Source organism: Acinetobacter gandensis (assembly GCF_001678755.1).
GTDB classification, from domain to species: domain Bacteria; phylum Pseudomonadota; class Gammaproteobacteria; order Pseudomonadales; family Moraxellaceae; genus Acinetobacter; species Acinetobacter gandensis.
The window spans coordinates 72861-93539 of record NZ_LZDS01000003.1 but is presented as its reverse complement, the minus strand read 5'-3'; the positions used below and the strand labels follow the sequence as shown (position 1 = coordinate 93539).

The window sequence follows — 20679 nt, the reverse complement described above, 5'->3', positions numbered from 1 at the left end:
ACCAATTAAAACGGCAGAAAATAATCAATGTTGTATTTATGGATGCCAGAAGCCAATGGGGTTTGGCAATGGTCTGAGGGTGATTTTTGGAAACAGTCATCCACCCTTGAACAACTTATTCGAGAAATTCAGCCACACGCTGGAAAGGAAGCTGTTGTATTCTTTCCAAGTCGTGATGTGCAACTGATTCAGCAAAATTTTCCAAAAGCACAATATAAAAAGCTGGGGCCAGAAGGGGTTAAGTATCTTTTAGAAGAATTTGTCATCCTGCCTTTGGACGCGATGAAAATTTTGCATCACTTTCAAAACCCAGATCAGTTAACGGTAATGGGTATTGCAAATTCTGCTGTTGAAACCATGCAACATGCTTTGACGCTGATACCTGTTAAGGTTGTTTCTTTATTACCAGATTTTTTGGTGTTGCCAGTACCAGAACTTGGACAGCATACTTTGGCTAATGTGGGTGGCCATTTGCTGGTTCGTGAATCGGAGTATGTGGGGCAGTCGATTGATGATTTGGCGTTGTATCTCGATTATCAAAGTATACAACCGAAATATAAAATTTCTAATTTGACGGCAGATCAAACTCATTGTTTAGAAGCAAGTATCACACATGATCAACTCGAATCTTTTCATTATGAATTGCCGGTTTTAAAAAAGCCGAAACAACATCCTTGGAATGTATTGCCCAAAGCTAAGTCCAATAGTGGTGTGTCTGGTTATTGGAAAGCATGTGCAGCTGTATTGGTTGCTGCGATAATTACACAATTTAGCTATGATGCTTTACGTTGGTATCAGTATAAAAAAGTAGCTAATGTTACGGCAAATCAAGCTTTGGACCAATTTAAATATTGGTTTGGTCAATCATATCCTGTAACTGAACAAACTTTAAAAAGCCAATTTGAAGCCCAATTACGTCAAAGCCAAACGGGTAATGCTCAGGCTTTAGCGGTATTGAGCCGAGTTGGCCCCGTTTTAATGCAAAATCAGGTTGTGGCCAGTCGTGTGAGTTATGAGGCTTCAATAATGAATATGGAATTGAAAGCCAATTCATCGGAAGTCCTGCAAAATTTAAGTAATCAACTTAAACAGCAAGGTTTTAAAGTCGAATTAGGCAATATTCAGCCGAGTACTAACGGTGTAATCGGATTGGTGAAAGTACAATAAGGACAAAAATGGAACAGTTTCAGCAGCGCATAGACCTGCAAATTGAACGCATGACGGATTATTTAGATCGTTTAAGCATGCGTGAGCGTGTGATGGTCATCTTTACCACAATATTTGTTTTGGTGGCTGCCATTGGTGCTGCTTTATTTTATATGAATAAAGCCGCCAACTTTCAGCAAAAAAGAGTCAATGATTTAAAAGACACTGTGGTATGGATGCAAAGTAATGCAGTGACCATGAAGCCAGCAGGGGATGGTCAACTAAGCGCATCGGAAAAAGTACAGCGCGTTTCTCAGCAGCAAGGTTTGTCTGTTGCATCACAACAAATGGGTGATCAGATTCAAATTGCGGTGATGCATGAAAATTATGCAGTATTGGCAAATTTTCTTACACAATTGGTTCAAATGGGCTTAAGTGTTGAAAAGATGGAATTTAGTTCTGAAGCTGGACAGATTAAATTAACAGCGACTGTACAATAATCGGTAAAAATAAAGATCTGCTAAGCATGGTGTTTTTGTGATGCTATGCCTATAATATGCCGACTTAAAAAGCAGTAGACTTTTATAGATATGTTGTATTCTCTAGCCCGCCCTTTGTTGTTTAGTTTAGCACCAGAGCGTGCACATGAGCTGACATTGTCACTGTTGAAATCCTCTCACAAGATAGGAATGATGCGCCAAAACATCGCATCTAAACCAGTGACATGTATGGGAATTCAATTTCCAAACCCAGTGGGTTTAGCAGCCGGTCTTGATAAAAACGGTGCATATATTGATGCATTGGCGAGCCAAGGTTTTGGCTTTATTGAAATTGGTACGATCACACCTCTTCCTCAATCAGGTAATCCTGAACCGCGTTTATTCCGTTTACCGAAAGCAAAAGCTATTATTAACCGTATGGGTTTCAATAATGATGGCGTGGATAAACTGATTGAAAATGTAAAAGCTGCGAAATTCAAAGGTATTTTGGGTATCAATATTGGTAAAAATGCAGTGACTCCAGTGGAGAAAGCTGTTGATGATTATCTGATTTGTCTAGAAAAAGTTTACAATTACGCTTCTTATATTACTGTTAATATCTCTTCTCCTAATACAAAGAACCTTCGTAGCTTACAAAGTGGCGATGCTTTGACTGAACTGTTAGAAACTTTGAAAAAGCGTCAGCTTGAATTGGCTGATGAAAATCAACATTATGTGCCATTGGTACTTAAAGTTGCTCCAGATCTTGAACCTGAAGATATTCAATTTATTGCACAGCAATTGTTAACCTTTAAAATAGATGGTTTGATTGTGACCAATACCACATTGTCACGTGAAGGCGTTGAAGGCCTACCATTTGGTGATGAGGCGGGTGGTTTATCTGGAGCACCTGTATTTGAAAAAAGTACCGCATGTCTCGCTGCCTTTGCAAAAGTATTAAATGGTCGCATTCCATTGATTGGTGTGGGTGGTATTTTGTCGGGTGCAGATGCAGTGGCGAAACAAAAAGCAGGTGCAAGCCTTGTACAAGTGTATAGTGGCCTCATATATACAGGTCCAACACTTGTAAAAGATTGCGTAGACGCACTTTAAAGATCATGAATACCATTGATATCTTTATACTGATTATTTTGCTCATTGGAGGGCTGAACGGTTTGCGACAAGGATTTATTAAAGCCTTTGCGAACTTCGTTGGATGGATTCTTGCACTTGTTATTGCAGCAAAGTATGCAACCGTCCTTGCACCTTCGATGGTTTCACTCAGTACAGATCCAGTGGTTCAAAAAATTGCTGCGTTTGCATTTATCGTGCTGTTGATTGTGGTCATGACATGGGTTGCGACCTGGCTGTTAAATAGTATTCTGAAAACACTTAAGCTTGGGCCATTAAATCGCTTAGCTGGTGGTGTGTTTGGGAGCCTAAAAGGGTTGTTGGTAGTGCTCATCACCATGCAAGGCATTGGGCCTTGGGTGGAAAGCTCACCGCACTGGAAACAGTCGAAAATGGTACAGACATTATTGCCGTATGCACCTTGGGCGACTGCCATGTCCAAAGATGCTGCAAATCAAGCCTTACATCATATTAAGTCTGAAGATGCCGAGAAATCTTCTGACTATTCTTCTGAGTCGCAGAACAAGCATGGACGTTCTGGATCAGGCGAGTCAACGAATAATCCTTTTTATTAACCCTAGCTTGTCTGCGAGGTTGCTATGTGTGGAGTAGTTGGTATAGCTGGTAAATCACCTGTTAACCAAATGTTGTTTGATGCGTTAACGATGTTACAACATCGTGGACAGGATGCAGCCGGGATCGTAACTTGTCAGGATGGTCGTTTATTCCTGCGTAAAGATACGGGTATGGTGCGTGATGTGTTCCACACACGTCACATGCGTGCATTACAAGGTAACTATGGTATTGGCCATGTGCGTTACCCAACAGCGGGCTCTTCAAGTAGTGCTGAAGCCCAACCATTCTATGTAAACTCACCTTATGGCATCACGCTTGCGCATAACGGTAACTTAACCAATGCTGCTGAAATTCATGAAGATTTGTTCAAAACTGACTTGCGTCACATGAATACAGATTCAGATTCGGAAGTATTATTAAACGTGTTTGCACATGAATTGCAAAAACGTGCCAAATTGACTCCATCTGCAGATGATATTTTTCATGTCGTTTCACGTGTACATGAGCGCTGTAAAGGTGGTTATGCTGTTGTTGCCATGATTACCGGTCAAGGCTTAGTCGGTTTCCGTGATCCAAATGGTATTCGTCCATTAATTTACGGTTCTCGTGAAACTGAAAATGGTATGGAATATATCATTGCTTCAGAGTCTGTTGCGATTACAGCACTTGGCTTTAAGGTTGAGCGTGATATTGCACCGGGCGAAGCAATCTATATTAGCTCGACGGGCGAAATGCATACGAAGCAATGTGCAGCAGCACCTGAATATCGTCCATGTATCTTTGAGTATGTTTACTTTGCTCGTCCGGATGCAACAATTGATGGTATTTCAGTTTACAAAGCACGTTTGAAAATGGGCGAAAAACTTGCTCAGAAAATTCAACGCGAATGGGGTGAAGAACACGACATTGATGTGGTGATTCCAATTCCTGATACCTCACGTACTTCTGCGCTTGAGCTTGCTAATACCTTGGGTGTGAAGTTCCGTGAAGGCTTTATGAAGAACCGTTATATCGGTCGTACTTTTATTATGCCGGGTCAACAATTACGTAAAAAATCTGTACGTCAAAAGTTGAACCCTGTTGAGCTTGAGTTCCAAGGTAAAAATGTACTACTTGTAGATGACTCAATTGTACGTGGTACAACGTGTAATGAAATTATTCAGATGGCGCGTGATGCTGGTGCAAAAAAAGTATTCTTCGCTTCAGCTGCACCAATGGTGAAATATCCAAACGTGTATGGTATTGATATGCCAGCTAAATCTGAATTGATTGCATCTGAGCGTAGTGTTGAAGAAATTCGTGAAATCATTGGTGCAGACCGTTTAATCTTCCAAGATTTAGAAGATCTTAAATCAGCAGTACGTACAAAGAAAGTGCCAGAGCTACAAGACTTTGACTGTTCTGTATTTGATGGTAAATACGTGGCAGGTGGCATTGATGCAGAATATCTTGCTGCACTAGAGCGTAAACGTAACGATTCTGCAAAGAACGAAAAACCAGCTTATATCGATGTAAACATTGATGCAGCTTCTGTAGATTTAACTGGTGTTCGTGAAGAATAATCTGGTTAAAACATACTGAAAAAGCGGGAATTTCCCGCTTTTTTCATTTATGATGAGCAAACAAAAGACAATGTAAGTTAAGGATATTACATTGAGAAGCGTGGGTTATGATTTTATAAAAAACAAAAATATGTTTTGGCCTGTCACCATGTGCATGGCTGCGGTATTTATGACGGTTGCGATTATTAATGTCATCGTCGGTTTGATTGTGAACTATTACGATTCAACACAATCTGTTTATTGGCATGTATTAAGTCCTTTTTTGATCGCAGCTGTGTTGCTGATCATGTTGATCTCTGTAATCTACGAATTTTATACCTTTCGTTTAGGTGGTTATTCACTTGCAAAGCAATTAGGTGCGCGTCGTTTAAGCTTAATAGAAAGCATTCCTGAAGAAAGTCTCGCTTTGCGTATGACAGAGCAACTTGCTGATACTTTCTTAATTGGAACACCGGCACTTTATGTTTTACCAGATGAAGTGGGGGTAAATGCACTAACCGCAGGGTTTAATCCTAAAGATACATCCATCATTTTAACTTGGGGAGCACTGCAAACCCTAGATGAAATGGAAATGTATGGTTTATTGAGCCATGAATTTAATAAAATTTTATCTGGCGAAGCTGCTGAAAATACACGTTTAAAGATTTTATATAGCGGTTTAACGACCTTTAGTCAGTGGGGAAGTAAGATTGCTAAACGTGGTTTTTATAAAAATGGTCAGGCTCGTGACAATAAATTTGAAACATTGTTTGTCGCAATTGGTGCAGTTATATGGCTAATTGGTAGCTTAGGTGTACTGATTTCACGTTTTATTAAATACATTTCACTTGGTTCGCGGACTTATCGAAATGACCAGAAAACGAAACGCCTAATTCAGAACGATGCCAATATTCAAACCTTACTACGAATTTATGTGCATCACTCGGGTTCACAAATTCACAGTGAATATGCAGAATCTATTTCGCATATGTGCTTTGCCAATGCCTTAAGTCAGCAAAATTGGATGAATATTCATCCAAGTATTGAGCAGCGTATTTTTGAGTTGAATCCCGCATTGATACAAGATTTACAACTGGAAAATTTAAAGAAATTACGCAATCAACCTTTGTTTAACTTATTCCGTTCTTTGGAGGAAGCCAGTCCAGACATCACTACACCGTGGAATTCACCGCAGCCATTACCATTATTGCGTTTATCGCCGATTAGTTTTGCTTTAAAGGATGCGATTAAGCCACTTAATCCTGAAATACGTGATAATTGGCAGCGCCCAGAATTGATTCAACGTGCATTGCAAACTGCAACTGGTTCACGTGAAGTGATGGTGGCAATCCTCATGATTCGTCAGTATCGAGAGTTTATCCCGACTGAAGCTGAAGTGAGTCGCGCGATTGTAGATGCTTTATTGCATCTAGATGGGCGCGTACATATCTCCATTTTCCATGAAGCATGTAAAAACATTGGTTCAATGCCTGCGACTATTTCACGTCAATTCTTGACTAAGCTAGCACGAATTATTCAAGAAGATGGGGAGATTGGATTACTCGATGCTTTGCTGTTAGAAACAGTTAAACATGAGTTGAATCTACTCCCAACTCATACGCCAACGTCTTTGGAAGATGTTAAACCAAGTATCGTACGTTTAATTGATGCTTTATTGCATGTGCAGCAAATCAATAGTGATAATCAGCTCGAAGTTCGCGAAAAAATATTAAGTCGTATTTTAAGTAAAGATGAGCTGGAACATTACCGTGACATTTCGGACGAACCGATTGATTTAGCTGAAATATTGAATGATATTGCGGGACTGTTATTACGTGAGCGATTGAGTATTTTGGGTGTGGCTGAAATATGTTTGTGGAACGATCGAATCATTACGCAAGATGAATTAGACGTATTGCAACTCTTGTATTGGCGAATTGGTTTTGAAGCGGAAGAAATGATTGAGATTATGCAGAAAAAAAATAGTCTTATGATTATTTAAATATTGAATTAAACAGTGGTTATAGGCTTATAAACAAGAAATCGCTAAGCTGGGCTATATTGGGCGACTCATGCAGATGAAATAAGAATTTGTCGCTTGAATGAGTGAAATTAGGGCTAAAATGCTAAACTGAATGATCTATAAAAGTTCAGCAAAGCATCTACATAACCGTTAGAATACCAAACCTGAATAGGGTGATGATGAAAACATGATTGGGCATCAGCGAAGCATAATGGCGGCAATGGGAATCGACCTTTGGGTTCCTCAGGCTGCACCGTGTCAGCAATATAGCCCAAGCATTTGGCGTGATCAGGTCGCGCCTGAAATAGCCTTACAACCCGTTTCAGAAATTATTCTAAAAAACATTCCTCAAATTGATTCACAGTCAGTACAGACCAAACAGGTAAATGAAGTGCCTGTTGAGCCGCAGCACGATGTTGTACCTGTTACAAAACAGCAGGAGGAGCAACGTCCAATATTACAAATAGCGGCATTTAGCCTTGAGGCTATTTGTTTGGAGCACTGTGTAGTTGTGATTGATTCCACTGAGTTGACAGCAGATCAACAGTTACTGTGGGCTAATATACAACGTGCGGTTTCATCGCAATTTTATACATTACAATGGCCATTTGCTTGGGTAAATTTACAGGATGGACGTGGTGCTGCATCATATGTACAGGGTTTTATTGATGCGATAAGTTTGGATAAAAACATCTTATGCCTAGGTGATATTCCTCATTTAGCGCATTCAAAGATTTATCCACTGGCTTCATTACAACAAATGATCGATCAACCTAAATTAAAAAAACGCCTTTGGCAGTTTATGCAAAATAAAATGATTTAAAGGCGGCTTAAAAATCAAAGTTTAGTCAATACACGGGAAAGCAATGCAAAAAAAAGTCGTGGTATTTAGTCAGATAGATTCAGAAATTCTTCAACGTTTAGAACAACAATTTAAAGTCGTTAACATCAATCCAAAATTAGGCGACGTCAATCAGCAAATTTTAGAACACAGTGCCGATGCTGATGCAATGATTGGTGCAGGACGTTTACTCAATTCGAAAAATTTAGCATATGCAAAAAAGTTAAAAGTGATCTCGAGTGTGAGTGTGGGCTATGACAATTATGATTTGAGTTATTTAAATCAGCAGAAAATTTGGTTAACCCATACGCCACATGTTTTGACAGAAACCACAGCAGATTTAGCTTTTAGTCTACTCATGAGTGCTGCACGTCGAATACCTGAATTGGATCAATGGACCAAGCAAGGGCAGTGGTCAAGAACGGTTGGGCCAAGTCAGTTTGGGATGGATATCTTTGGTAAAACCATCGGTATTATCGGTTTAGGTCATATTGGTGCAGCAATTGCACGTCGTGCATTTCATGGCTTTAATATGAACGTTTTATATCATAATCGCCGTGAAAAGATTGAAGTCGCAGAAGCTTTCAGTGCTCAGTTTTGTGCTTTAGATGATTTACTGAAAAAATCAGACTTCGTTGTTGTTGCAGTTGATTTAAACGCAGCATCACAGGCTTTGATAGGTGAGCGTGAGTTGGCACTCATGCAAGCCAATGCTGTTTTGGTGAATATTTCTCGTGGTGCTGTAGTTGATGAAAAAGCTTTAATTCAAGCACTTAAAGATAAGCAAATATTTGCAGCTGGTTTAGATGTATATGAGAAAGAACCGCTGCATAGTTCTGAGCTTTTTCAGCTGAATAACGTAGTTACGTTGCCACATGTGGGTTCGGCTACACATGCGACGCGTAAGCGTATGGCTGAATTGGCATATCAAAATTTAATCGATGCATTGTCTGATAAGCAGCCGCGCTATTTGGTGAATCCTGTATTCGAATAATGAATTAACAACAGATTCTTCCATAATTATACGATTTTCAATGCTATATTTTAGTGGGATTGAATTTATAAAGTGGGCTGTATTTTGAAGAAAATAATACTGGCATGTGGTCTTGGTCTTTGTTCGAGTCTGGCGCAAACGCATTCGGTAGATTTCAATTCAACCCCTCAATTTAATGTGCCAGAAATTGGTAGTGGCATTGGTTTGCTTGATCAGCAGAAAGAGCGCGCGATTGGTGAAAAAGTTTATCGTGAAGTACATCGTCAATTACCTGTGACGCAAAATCCTTGGTTGGAAGATCGCCTACTTGCTGTTTTTACTCATATTCTTAGTCAAACGCAAATTAGTGAGCCTGTTGGTTTGCTGTTGATTAATGATGCCCAAATTAATGCCTTTGCTGTACCGGGTGGCCTATTTGCCTTAAATGCAGGACTAATTAATTCTGCACGAAATATGGATGAGGTGGCAGGGGTGATGGCGCATGAAATTGCACATGTATCACAACGTCATTACAGTCGCTCGCAAGAAGCCTTTAAAGGACAGGGTTTATTGTCACTAGCGGGCATTTTAGTTGGTGCTCTTGTTGCCTCTCAGGCAGACGGAGATGTTGGTGCTGCTGTCATGATGGGGTCGCAAGCGGCATTAATGGATAAGCAGCTCACATATAGTCGTAATCAAGAGCGTGAGGCAGATCGTATTGGTATGCAGTATATGTATCGTGCTGGATATAACCCACAAAGTATGGCTGATTTTTTTGAAGTGATGCATCGCGCGACTAGTCGGGTGAGCTTTTTGCCAGACTTTTGGTTGACTCACCCCTTAACAACTGAGCGGATGAGTGAGGCGCGATTACGTGCCAATCAGCTTCCACCTGTCAAAACAAGTTTACTTGATCAAGATTTTGAAATTTTAAAATGGTATAGCCGTGTACTTTCTGGTCAAGTGACGGAGCAACAGCTAGATGCAATGGTTGCACAAAAGAACTATGCCGCAGAATTGGCGCTAGTAAGTTTACAGGTACAACAAGGTGATTATGCTGCAGCACAAAAAATACTAAATGATGCTAAGCTGCAAAATGCAAATCATGCTTTATTGCTATTGTTACAAACTGATGTTTACTTGGGTCAAAATAAGATTCAAGAGGCATTAACTACGATCCGTAGTCCAGCAGTTGTTATGCCAGAAAATCGCGCGCTGAATTACAAATATGCTGAAGCATTAATACGAAATAAAGAATTTGGACAAGCGCAGATCATTTTGCAGCGTTTCTTACAATCTAATCCACGTGATGTCAGTGGTTGGCGATTGATGTTGCAATTGGCCAATGCGGATAAATCGGGTGCTTATCGCTCTGTAAATGTTTTGCGCTATCGTGCTGAAGTCGAGTATTGGACTGGGCAGGAGGAAAGCGCCATTAAGTCTTTATTGCAAGCTCAGCGTTTGGCTAAAGATTCGAAATCTCTAGAAGCTAAAGTTAAACAGCGCGTTGGTGAAATGCAAAAAGAGCGTATGTTGAAAATATAAAATATTTTTGCGCAAATATAGAATTTAAATTTGATAGATTATGTGGTTGTTCCTTTGTATGTGATTGATTTGGCTTTATTATTGAATTTTTAAGTTGCTCGAGTTTTGGTGCTTTGATTGTTCGGTGATAAACTCATTTTGTTTTATAACTTTAATCCAAAGATGTTGATACATGAAAAAAGTCATTTTAGCATTTTGCTTAATGGGTGTTGTAATGCAGGGTGTGTTTGCTGCAAGTGCTGAACAATATGTATTGTCAGTAAATGACATCAATGAAAAATATAAAAAAGATGTACGTGGATTTTTAGGCAATTTAGATCCACAGCAATCTGGTTTTACTGTGTCACAACAGGCTCAATTTTGTGGCATTGTTGGTACATATGTTAATGATCTTTATCGTGCAGCGGATGAAAATCGAGATTTTTTAGATCGCCAATATCGAAATATGACCAAGCAAGATGTCATTCAGCAAGTGCTTTCATCTCGTGAAATGCAGCTCTTAAAAAAATATAATGTCCAGTGTTCATTAAATTAATACTGTTTTTGTATTGCTATGCTTTGATAATAAAAATGAGAGAATTATGGATCAGCAAGGCGGCCAACTAACGTTAGATCATTTCACTATTGAAAACGACCAGATTGAATTAAAAATATTACAACAGAAAGATGCAGCTGAATTGTATGCTGCTATTCAGGCTTCATTAATTGAGTTGAGAAAATTTCCTGCAAGTTTGATTTGGTCGCTGCAAGAGCCAAATCTTGAAGCATCGCACGCATTTTGTTTATCAAGAATGCAGGCTCTCTTAAATAAAGAAAATTTTGTATATGTTGTTCGAGATCAAGACTGTAAAAATTTTTTAGGTGTGATGGATATTCACGAAATTAATTGGGAGAAAAATTCAGCAGCAGTTGGTTTTTGGGGGAATGCACAGTTTAAGCAACAAGGTTATATGTGTACAGCACTCAAATTATTTGCTGAAACTTTGATGAACCAATGGTCTTTTCAGCGTTTGGAAGCTTTTGTTGATACAGAAAATGTCTTGGCGCGTAAGCTATGTGAAAAAGTAGATTTTAAAATAATAGAAATACAGCAAGGTAAGGTGCAAAATCCAGTTGATGGAAGTATGCGGGATATTTGTCGCTATGTTTTAGAAAAGAAATAAAAACAGTCTTAAAATATAAATATGATGATTGGCTATTTAAGGTCATTCAAAGAACAGAATAAGCAACTTAAATAGACCAAATCAAACAATGGGTGTTGAAAGATTAAGAGAGTTTCGCCTTAATTTTAGCTGAAACTTGTGCAGGATCGGCACGTCCGGCTATGAGCGGACGTAGAGAGTTCATCACCTTACCCATATCTTTCATGCTAGTAGCTTCTTGCGCAGTAATAACTTGCGCAATGATGGAATCAAGTTCTTCCTCAGTCATAGCTTCTGGTAGAAACTGAGACAAAATCTCAATTTCGGCTTGTTCCTTACTAGCTAAATCTTCTCGGCCAGCGCCTGCAAAGGCTTTAACCGATTCTTTTCGTTGTTTGATTTGCTTTTCAATGACCGCAAGAACTTGAGCGTCGTCAAGTTCTTTGCGCTCATCGACTTCAATTTGTTTGATCGCTGCCTGAAGACTACGTATTACCGTTAACTTATCCATTTCTTTAGCACGCATTGTTGCTTTCAAAACGTCAGTAATTTGGTTTTTTAAAGTAGTCATTTATCTTGTCCAGGTAGTCAATCAATCACAAATTAATCTTAGTAAAGGCGTGTAGTACGTACTGATTCGCGCGCCAATTTCTTTTGGTAGCGTTTAACAGCAGCAGCTTTTTTACGTTTACGTTCTTGAGTAGGTTTTTCGTAGAATTCACGTTTACGAACGTCAGCAAGAACACCCGCTTTTTCGCATGAACGTTTGAAACGACGGATAGCTACGTCTACTGGTTCGCCTTCTTTCAATTTAACTTGTGGCATGAAGAATCCTCATTAAGTTATGGATAAGATCGCAGGCGTTATTGCCCTTGATCACAAGTGAAGTGCAATATTTTACTCATTTACATCTCATACCACAAGTCTATAATGGCACAAGCAATAGATTTGATATAGGTTATAGGCAGTTTAATGATCGTTTTAGGCTTAGAAACTTCGTGTGATGAGACTGGACTCGCACTGTATGACAGTGAAAAGGGATTGCTCGGGCAGGTATTGTATAGCCAAATTAAACTGCATGCAGAATATGGCGGTGTTGTGCCAGAATTGGCATCACGTGACCATGTGCGTAAGTTAATTCCATTAATTAAACAATTACTTGAAGAAAGTAGTGTAAACAAATCAGACATTGATGCCATTGCATATACACGTGGTCCAGGTTTGATGGGGGCATTAATGACAGGTGCATTATTTGGCCGCACACTGGCATTTGCTCTGAATAAACCAGCAATTGGCGTGCATCATATGGAAGGTCATATGTTGGCGCCTTTGTTGTCTAAAACTCCACCAGAATTTCCTTTTGTAGCTTTATTGGTATCGGGTGGACACACTCAATTAATGGCTGCTTATGGTATTGGTCAGTATGAATTACTCGGTGAGTCGATTGATGATGCTGCGGGTGAGGCTTTTGATAAAGTCGCAAAAATGATGGGCTTGCCATACCCTGGTGGACCTAATATTTCTAAGCTTGCTGCAAATGGAGATATGAATGCGTTCGAATTTCCACGACCTATGTTGCATCAAGGTTTAGATTTCTCATTCAGTGGTTTAAAAACTGCGGTTTCGGTTCAATTGAAAAAATTGGATGGTGAAAACCGTGATGCAGACGTTGCAGCTTCATTCCAAGAAGCATTGGTTGATACCTTAGTTAAAAAATCAGTGAAAGCGTTAAAACAAACGGGTTTAAAACGTTTGGTGATCGCTGGTGGTGTAAGTGCGAACAGTCGTTTACGTGAACGTTTAGAAGCTGATTTAGCCAAAATTAAAGCATCGGTATATTATGCAGAACCTGCTTTATGTACAGACAACGGTGCAATGATTGCTTTCGCAGGTTACCAACGTTTAAAAGCGGGTCAGCACGATGGCTTGTCGGTTACGACAACACCACGTTGGCCGATGACTGAGTTAAGCAATCCAAGTGAAGCTTAATTACATCTAAAACGTTAAATGCATTAAAGCCAAAAAAGAACCGCAATTGCGATTCTTTTTTGTTTCAATTTAAATTTGAAAATAATTGTGCACTACTAACTTTTCGCATAAAACCAGCACGTTTTAAGGCCAATGTCACCATGTTGGTATTACATGATTGAATGCCTTCAAAATTACCAAGATCTTCAGTAATTAATTTCCATAAATCACTTAAATCATTACATAGGACATGCCAGAAAAATTGTGAATCTCCACTAATGCCAAATAGGCAGCGTGTGTTTTTAAGTTCAGACAAGGTTTTGGCAATTTGATTTGCCGCATCTGGACGGGCTTTAATCAAAATAATCGCTTCGGACTTATAGCCCATCAAACTGGGTTCTACATCAACGCGAATATTGAAAATGCCTTCTTCCAATAAATCATTCAATAATTTCTGCGTTTTATGTTCACTGAGTTCAATTTGTTCTGCCAAACTTTTAATAGATGAACGCCCATCATTTGACAGAGCATGAATTAGTTTTAATTCTGTTTCAGTCAAACTTCTAAAATTGACGTTTTTATCGCTTGTGCCATCTAAAGCTTTGGGTTTGCTGGCCCAAGTAAAGGGTTTTAATACGGCTTGGGTTTCAACGGTTTTAATATCCGGAATTTGCGTGACAAAGTCATGCATCCAAACAGAGAGATCGGCGGCCTTTTCTAATCCAATTTCAAGGAAAATATCTGCAAGTCCTGTAGTTAGAAAGACAATGCGCACTTCTGGGCGATTTGCAAAAAATTGTGCAACTTCTTTTTCCTTGCCAAATTTCACACTGATCCAGACATGAACGGTGTAACCCTTATTGGCAACCACAGGATTTAATTCAATTGCAGTTCGTATAACTTGGTCATCTAGCAATTTACCCAGACGTCGAGACAGCTTTTTTTCAGGGACATCACTAATCTGGCTCAGTTCTCGCCATGATCCTCTCGGATTAGAGATAAGAGCTTTGATGCATGCAGTATCGATTTCGTCGAAACTAAAAGATTCACTCATGATAATTGACTTGTCTAAAAACTAATTATAATCTAAATTTAAGTCTAGAAAATAAAATACAGCCTGTATTTATGTCTAAATATTAAATGAGACGCTTATGGATGAGTCAAAAATGCAAAACTCAATTTCCACCCAAGGAAATGTATCACAAAAGAAAGTTATTCTTGCAGGAACTGTAGGAAATGCTATTGAATGGTTCGATTGGACGATTTATGCCACATTTGCAGTATTTTTCGCGAAACAATTTTTCCCATCAGATGATCCAACCGCATCCTTGCTTGCGACCTTCGCAATTTTTGCTGTAGGTTTCTTCATGCGCCCATTAGGTGGAATCGTATTAGGGATCTTTTCTGACCGCTATGGTCGAAAAGCCGCTTTGGCCGCAACCATCATAATGATGGCAGGTGGTTCTTTGATGATTGGTCTTTCACCAACCTATGAATCAATTGGTATTTTTGCACCGATTATTTTGGTATTAGCGCGATTACTTCAAGGTCTATCTTTGGGTGGTGAGTTCGCTTCAGCGGCAACTTATCTTTCAGAGATGGCACCAAAAAATAAACGCGGATTCTATTCGAGCTTTATGTTTTTTAGTTCAGCGATTGGTATTTTGATGGCCTCAGGTCTTGCTTGGGCTTTAACAAGTTCTTTAACTGAAACGCAAATGAGCGAATACGGATGGCGTATTCCGTTTATTTTGGGTGCGATTGGCGGCTTGGTGGGTATGTGGATTCGTAAATCAGTACCTGATAGCGAAATGACCCATAAAAAAGAATCAGTAAAAAATCCTTTGGCTGTACTGATTAAACGTCATCCGAAGGAAACGCTCCGTATTGTCGGTATTTCTATCTTAACAACATTTGCATTCTATATTTTTGTGGTTTATGTCCCGACCTATGCCATTAAAGTTTTAGGTGCAGAGCCACAAACCGCCTTTGCTGCCAATACGGTTGGCTTAATTATCTTTATGTTGTGTCAGCCTGTGTTTGGCTGGCTATCAGACAAAATTGGGCGTAAACCACAGTTGATCGTATTTGCCGTGGGATATTTAGTGTTCTTTTATCCAATCATTAAATGGATGGATGGTACGTTTGCATCAATTTTATTGGTCGAGCTTTTCGGCTTGGTTTTATATGCTTTATATACCGCCATTGGCCCAGCTGTCATGTCTGAACAGTTTCCGACAGAAGTACGAGCTGTCGGTATTGGCGCACCTTACAATTTGATGGTGGCTTTACTCGGCGGCACTACACCGTATGTGCTGACTTGGCTGCAAAGTATTGGTAAACAAGATTACTTCTATTTTATGGTGTTGGTTGGCGCATTATTAACATTAATCACATTTATTAAAATGCCTGAAACGGCAGGAAAAGGTTTGGAAGATATAAAATGAATATTGTGAATTTATCTGCACTTGAGCTAGGTCGCCAGATTGCCTGCAAAAAGATAACTTCAGTAGAGACAGTTCAATTTTATATTGATCGAAACCAAACATTTAAACATCTAGATTGTATTTCGGAATTATTCGAAATCGAGGCTTTGCAACAGGCACAACATTTAGATGAGTTGCTTCAGCAAGGCACACGATTGAGTCCATTTCATGGTGTGCCAATTTTACTAAAAGATAATCTGGATGTAGCGGGTCATATCACCCATGCAGGTACAGTTTATCTAGATCAAAAAGCACAAGCGAACTGTGAACTGGTTGATCAGTTAAAAAATTTAGGTTTTGTGATTTTAGGTAAAACTAAAATGACCGAGTTGGCATTTGGTCTTTCTGGGCAAAATCCAATGCAGGGTACACCTAAAAATCCGTGGGCGGAACAGCAATATGCGCCAGGTGGATCTTCTTCAGGTTCAGCGGTTGCGGTGGCTTGTGGTCTTAGTCCCTTGGCATTTGGCGGTGATACAGGTGGTTCGATTCGTACACCAGCAGCATTAAATGGCATATTTGGTTTTAAACCTTCAGCCCATAAAATTGCCGACACGGGTGCAGTACCTTTATCCAAAACTTTAGATACTCTAGGGCCTTTTGCACGATTTGCAGATGATATTAGCGCTTTAGTCAATGTATTGATGGATGTAAATGTTGAAGCGGCATCAAGTGAAAATGTAATTTATGCTTTAGATGAATCTGCATTTCCATATCCGCTTGAGCCTGAGGTATTAACACTTTGGCGCGAAGGGCTAAAACGCATCGAATCATTGGGAATCGAAATTAAAAACTGGCAACCACCTACACATTTCAATTTTCATGATTTATCGGACCGAACTTCTGACATTATTGCTTATGAAAGTTATTTATATCATGGAGATACAGCTGAAGATTCTGAAACACAGATGTGGGAATTAGTTCGTCAGCGTGTGTTACGCGGTAAGAGTATTTCACAGGAAAAATACGAGTCATTGATTGCAGAGCGAACTGAATTTCAGCAATCATTTAAAGCCTCTTTAAATGGTCAATGTTTGCTGTTTCCAGTGAGCCCATTCCTTGCAGCTGTGTCAAACACAAAGGATACCGAGTTTAGTCATGTGGGTGAATACACGCGTCCATTTAATTATTTAGATGCACCAAGTTATGCTTTTCCAATTGCTCAAAGTGAAAGCGGACTGCCGATGGGTATTCAGTTGGTTTCATATCAAGCGAATGATGTTGATGTGATGCACATCGTTCAGAAAATTGCTAATGGTTTAAATATTCGCTCTATTCTGCCGCCGATTTGTCAGGATTAAGAATTAACGAATCATTTGTTATATTCAAAAAAAGAACCGCTATTACGGTTCTTTTTTTATTTAGTTTTTTGGCTCTAGGCTTGTTTAAGTTGCTCTGACCCAATCCAATGCTTTGAAAATTGATAGGCAGCACGACCAGAACGTTGTCCTCGCGCCTGACACCAACGTAGTGCCTCAGCACGCGCTTCATCTGTCCATGGCATCTCGGCTTTAGCCAAATAGTGTTCAACAATTTCTAAATATAAATTTTGATCCATTGGGTAGAACGATAACCAAAGTCCAAAACGATCTGAAAGTGATATTTTTTCTTCAATCGCTTCTTGCGGGTGAAGTTCGGTATATTGTGGAACATCTACACGTGTGACAGGCGTATTTTCATGCATAAATTCAGGCAATAAATGACGACGGTTACTGGTGGCATAAATAATGAAATTTGTAGATCCAGATTGGAGTGAACCATCTAAGACACTTTTTAGACTGCGATAGTTTTCGTCTTCAGCATTGAAAGCAAGATCATCACAATAAACAATAAACTTTTCGGGACGACCTTCAATCAGTTCTTGAATTAGTGGTAATTCAGACAAATCATCACGTTCAATTTCAATTAAACGTAAACCTTGCTCAGCATATTCAGTCAGTAGGGCACGAACAATGGATGATTTACCCGTACCACGTGAACCTGTAAGCAAAACATCATTGGCAGGCAGACCATTCAGAAACTGTAAGGTATTTTGAATGACTTTTTCTTTTTGCCGTTCAATACCTTTTAAATCATCTAAATACATGACTTTAGGTTGATAGATCGCTTTTAGTTGTTGGTTTTGCCATTTGAAAGCCATACTTGAAAAATCGGGTGCTTGCTTGAGTTCTGGCAAACTATGTTGTAGTTGCAGGAGTACAGTGGAAAGCGATTCAAGGATGTTGTCAGGTAAATCAATTGTTGCCATGATGAGTCAGCTTATCTTGTCTTGTTGTGTATGGATGTATAAGACTCAGTTTACATAAATACGTGTATGAATTGGATGAAATATGTCAAATTTGAATGTAAATTAGATCGATCAGGCACCATTGATTCAGTTAAAATGTTGTTATAAATCTATTGTTGCTAACAAGAAAAATGCCTAGAGGGATCATCATGTTGTTTAAAGATTTTTCACAGAATATAAATCCCCATCAGGCCTATCGCTTAAAAAAATTAAAACGCCAGCTCGAACATGCTGAAAGTTATGAAGAATGGAAAAGTATTGCGCTCAAAATTGATGAAGAGTCGGGCGCTCAAGAGTGGAAACTTGACAATAGTTCTCCTTATTTTGATGCAGAAATAATTTCACATCGATTAAGTTTATTAAAACGTTACCGCACACAACAACGTACCCGTGACTTGATGTATATCTTAAGTGAGGGGCTGAGTTACGATATCGGCAATATTGCTCATCCCTTATTGTTTACAGAAGCTTATGTAGGCACAAAAAAAATCATTGAAGATTATGTAGAAGAAGTGAGTAAGAGCTTAGCTTTTATAGCTTCAGCAGAATGTACATGTCTAAATGTTGAGCAAAAAATTGAATTCTTTAAACAAAGCCAAACTGCTTTTGGTCAACCTGTTTTAATGTTTTCAGGAGGTTCAACTTTAGGGTTATTTCATACAGGTGTGTGTAAGGCGCTCATGGAGCAAGACTTGTTGCCTAAAGTTTTATCGGGTTCAAGTGCGGGAGCGATTATGACGGCAATGTTAGGGGTATCGAAACCTTCTGACTTTGCAGGACTATTAAATGGACACAACTTCTTTAGTGAAGCATTTCATTTCCGTAAGCTCAGTGAGCTCATACAGGGCAATGGTGGCCTGGCAGATGTGAAGTATCTCAAAAAATTTCTGATTGAGAACTTAGGTGACTTAACCTTTGCTGAAGCCTATAAGCAATCTGGTCTACACATTAATATTGCGGTAGCGCCTTATGATGCATCGCAAGATGCCCGCATTATGAATGCCTATACATCACCAGACTTATTGGTGTGGAGTGCTGTTTTGGCTTCGTGTGCAGTGCCTATCTTATTTCCACCAGTACGTCTAACCAGTAAGCGCTATGATGGACAACTAACCCCTTATATGTCCGCTACCCGTTGGGTGGATGGCAGTGTGAGAAGTGACTTCCCACAAGAAAAAATGGCGCGTTTATATAATATTAACTACAGCATCGCGAGCCAAGTGAATCCACATATTGTGCCGTTCATGCAGGATGATGCAGCGCGTTTTCGTAAAAGTATGCTGAGTTGGCCTGAACGCATTGTACGTAGACAAGGGAAGGTGATTAGTAAAGGTGTTATGGACTTTGCACGTGAACGTGTGGGAAGTATACCGCCTGTTCGGCGCTTGCTCGATCATGGTTATGGGGTAGTCGATCAGCGTTACTATGGTGATGTAAATATTGTGGGTAAATATGGTTTACGTCACTACAGTTATATGCTGCAAAATCCACGACCATACTTATTTAAGGTACTTCAGCGAGAAGGTGAGCGTGCAACTTGGCCTAAAATTTCATTAATTGAAACACAGGCGCGGGTAGGGAAAACCATCCAGCATTGTCTTGAACTGTTAAACTATCAGCATGAACCCGAACAATGTCAGGCAGAGTATATTGCCGTTTAGCGACTTACCGTTAGCACAACTACGTTATAGCTTAAAAACCAAGCCAAAGAGCTTGGTTTTTGGTCGACGGCTGTATCAATTTACATTTAATCAAAAGCGATATTGGTTAAAGACCCAAATTAAGCACGGTGGTCATCAAACTCATCTTGAGAGCTTTCAGCATGAATTAAACATGTATGAGATATTTGCTCAGCATCCTTCGTCGCAAGCATTGCTGTTAAATTATCAAATGTTAGAGCCAAACAACTTATGCATTGAAAATGAGCAGGTTGAACAACTGCTTATTATTGAGCATGCAGTAGGGTTGTTTGAGCAAGCTGCTGAACAAATGAGTCTTGAGCAAGTTCGACAAATACTTTGGCTTGCTATAGATGCGATAGAAAAAATATATGCTGCTGGTTATTTACATGCAGATTTGAAAAGAGAGCACTTTGTGATTCAGCAAGGGCAGTGCAAGCTCATTGATTTTGAACAATCACTAGAAATAGAACATCAATCTCGATTGATGACGGCGACTCCACGTTATATGGCACCTGAGTTGTTTCAAGGACAGGCTAAATCTATACAAAGTGAAATCTATGCTTTAGGCATCATTTTCCTTGAATGGCTCACAGAACAACGATTACAGGCCGCTAATTATCAAGATTGGGCTTATTTACATTGTCAGCGATTAAGAATTGATCTACCTGAGCAATTCCGTGTATTTCAACCGTTACTCATGTTGATGCTGGATAAACAAAAACAGCAAAGAATGGTGGATTTTTATCGCTTAAAAAGCACCTTAATAGCTGAATTTGCTTAAGAAAAATACAAAAAAGAGGTTTTTGTTTTTTATTTAAACAAACAAGAGGCTTTTTTATAAAAAAGGCTTGTCATGTAC

20 protein-coding genes are annotated in these 20679 nt (G+C 39.3%); 16 read left to right on the top strand and 4 right to left on the bottom strand.

Annotated elements, in window-relative coordinates; translation table 11 throughout:
* Positions 1-27 precede the first annotated feature (27 nt).
* The 11 genes from gspL (at position 28) to A9J31_RS02330 (ending at position 11418) form a co-directional block, all read left to right on the top strand.
* Positions 28-1167 (top strand): type II secretion system protein GspL, encoded by a 1140-nt coding sequence (gspL, locus tag A9J31_RS02380; protein ID WP_067762203.1) that lies wholly within the window; start codon positions 28-30, stop codon positions 1165-1167.
* Between the two features lie 8 nt (positions 1168-1175).
* Complete coding sequence (gene gspM, locus A9J31_RS02375; protein ID WP_067762201.1) at positions 1176-1646, top strand: type II secretion system protein GspM; 471 nt, start codon at positions 1176-1178, stop codon at positions 1644-1646.
* A gap of 90 nt (positions 1647-1736) precedes the next feature.
* Positions 1737-2738, top strand: coding sequence for a quinone-dependent dihydroorotate dehydrogenase (locus A9J31_RS02370; RefSeq protein ID WP_067762199.1), 1002 nt, complete (start codon positions 1737-1739; stop codon positions 2736-2738).
* Positions 2739-2743: 5 nt separating this feature from the next.
* On the top strand, positions 2744-3331 hold the full coding sequence (locus A9J31_RS02365; protein ID WP_067762196.1) for a CvpA family protein: 588 nt from the start codon (positions 2744-2746) through the stop codon (positions 3329-3331).
* A gap of 24 nt (positions 3332-3355) precedes the next feature.
* Complete coding sequence (gene purF / locus A9J31_RS02360; protein ID WP_067762194.1) at positions 3356-4894, top strand: amidophosphoribosyltransferase; 1539 nt, start codon at positions 3356-3358, stop codon at positions 4892-4894.
* Positions 4895-4985: 91 nt separating this feature from the next.
* Positions 4986-6875, top strand: a complete 1890-nt coding sequence (locus A9J31_RS02355) for a M48 family metalloprotease (RefSeq protein ID WP_067762192.1) — start codon at positions 4986-4988, stop codon at positions 6873-6875.
* A 208-nt stretch (positions 6876-7083) separates the two neighbouring features.
* Entirely contained in the window at positions 7084-7719 is a 636-nt protein-coding gene (locus A9J31_RS02350) for a hypothetical protein (RefSeq protein ID WP_067762190.1), read from the top strand.
* Between the two features lie 43 nt (positions 7720-7762).
* The gene (locus A9J31_RS02345) at positions 7763-8731 is read left to right on the top strand and encodes a 2-hydroxyacid dehydrogenase (RefSeq protein ID WP_067762188.1); all 969 of its coding nucleotides are present in this window, start codon (positions 7763-7765) and stop codon (positions 8729-8731) included.
* A gap of 84 nt (positions 8732-8815) precedes the next feature.
* Complete coding sequence (locus tag A9J31_RS02340; protein ID WP_067762274.1) at positions 8816-10255, top strand: M48 family metalloprotease; 1440 nt, start codon at positions 8816-8818, stop codon at positions 10253-10255.
* A 172-nt stretch (positions 10256-10427) separates the two neighbouring features.
* Positions 10428-10790: a hypothetical protein gene (locus A9J31_RS02335; RefSeq protein ID WP_067762186.1), complete on the top strand. Its 363-nt coding sequence runs from the start codon at positions 10428-10430 to the stop codon at positions 10788-10790.
* A 13-nt stretch (positions 10791-10803) separates the two neighbouring features.
* Complete coding sequence (locus A9J31_RS02330) at positions 10804-11418, top strand: GNAT family N-acetyltransferase (protein WP_245668193.1); 615 nt, start codon at positions 10804-10806, stop codon at positions 11416-11418.
* Positions 11419-11521: 103 nt separating this feature from the next.
* Here A9J31_RS02330 and A9J31_RS02325 read toward each other — a convergent pair whose 3' ends face one another.
* On the bottom strand, positions 11522-11968 hold the full coding sequence (locus A9J31_RS02325) for a GatB/YqeY domain-containing protein (RefSeq protein ID WP_067762182.1): 447 nt from the start codon (positions 11966-11968) through the stop codon (positions 11522-11524).
* A 38-nt stretch (positions 11969-12006) separates the two neighbouring features.
* On the bottom strand, positions 12007-12222 hold the full coding sequence (rpsU, locus tag A9J31_RS02320; protein WP_001136722.1) for a 30S ribosomal protein S21: 216 nt from the start codon (positions 12220-12222) through the stop codon (positions 12007-12009).
* A 147-nt stretch (positions 12223-12369) separates the two neighbouring features.
* On the opposite strand from rpsU, the gene tsaD reads away from it, so the two are divergent.
* Positions 12370-13386 carry a tRNA (adenosine(37)-N6)-threonylcarbamoyltransferase complex transferase subunit TsaD gene (gene tsaD, locus A9J31_RS02315; RefSeq protein ID WP_067762180.1) on the top strand — a complete coding sequence of 339 codons (1017 nt, stop codon included), beginning with the start codon at positions 12370-12372 and terminating at the stop codon, positions 13384-13386.
* Between the two features lie 64 nt (positions 13387-13450).
* Here tsaD and A9J31_RS02310 read toward each other — a convergent pair whose 3' ends face one another.
* A complete protein-coding gene (locus A9J31_RS02310; protein ID WP_067762178.1) occupies positions 13451-14419 on the bottom strand; it encodes an Lrp/AsnC family transcriptional regulator in 969 nt (322 codons plus the stop codon).
* Between the two features lie 97 nt (positions 14420-14516).
* Between A9J31_RS02310 and A9J31_RS02305 the strand changes: the two genes are divergently transcribed.
* Both A9J31_RS02305 and A9J31_RS02300 read left to right on the top strand, forming a co-directional pair.
* Complete coding sequence (locus tag A9J31_RS02305) at positions 14517-15812, top strand: MFS transporter (protein ID WP_067762176.1); 1296 nt, start codon at positions 14517-14519, stop codon at positions 15810-15812.
* Positions 15809-17152 (top strand): amidase, encoded by a 1344-nt coding sequence (locus tag A9J31_RS02300; protein ID WP_067762174.1) that lies wholly within the window; start codon positions 15809-15811, stop codon positions 17150-17152. Before A9J31_RS02305 ends, A9J31_RS02300 begins: the two co-directional genes overlap by 4 nt.
* Positions 17153-17226: 74 nt before the next feature.
* Here the strand turns inward: A9J31_RS02300 and A9J31_RS02295 are convergent, their stop codons facing one another.
* Entirely contained in the window at positions 17227-18099 is an 873-nt protein-coding gene (locus A9J31_RS02295; protein ID WP_067762172.1) for an ATP-binding protein, read from the bottom strand.
* Positions 18100-18287: 188 nt separating this feature from the next.
* Between A9J31_RS02295 and A9J31_RS02290 the strand changes: the two genes are divergently transcribed.
* Together A9J31_RS02290 and A9J31_RS02285 are read left to right on the top strand one after the other, a co-directional pair.
* Positions 18288-19799 (top strand): DUF3336 domain-containing protein, encoded by a 1512-nt coding sequence (locus A9J31_RS02290; RefSeq protein ID WP_067762170.1) that lies wholly within the window; start codon positions 18288-18290, stop codon positions 19797-19799.
* On the top strand, positions 19789-20601 hold the full coding sequence (locus A9J31_RS02285) for a protein kinase domain-containing protein (protein WP_245668192.1): 813 nt from the start codon (positions 19789-19791) through the stop codon (positions 20599-20601). Before A9J31_RS02290 ends, A9J31_RS02285 begins: the two co-directional genes overlap by 11 nt.
* The last annotated feature ends 78 nt before the right edge of the window (positions 20602-20679 follow it).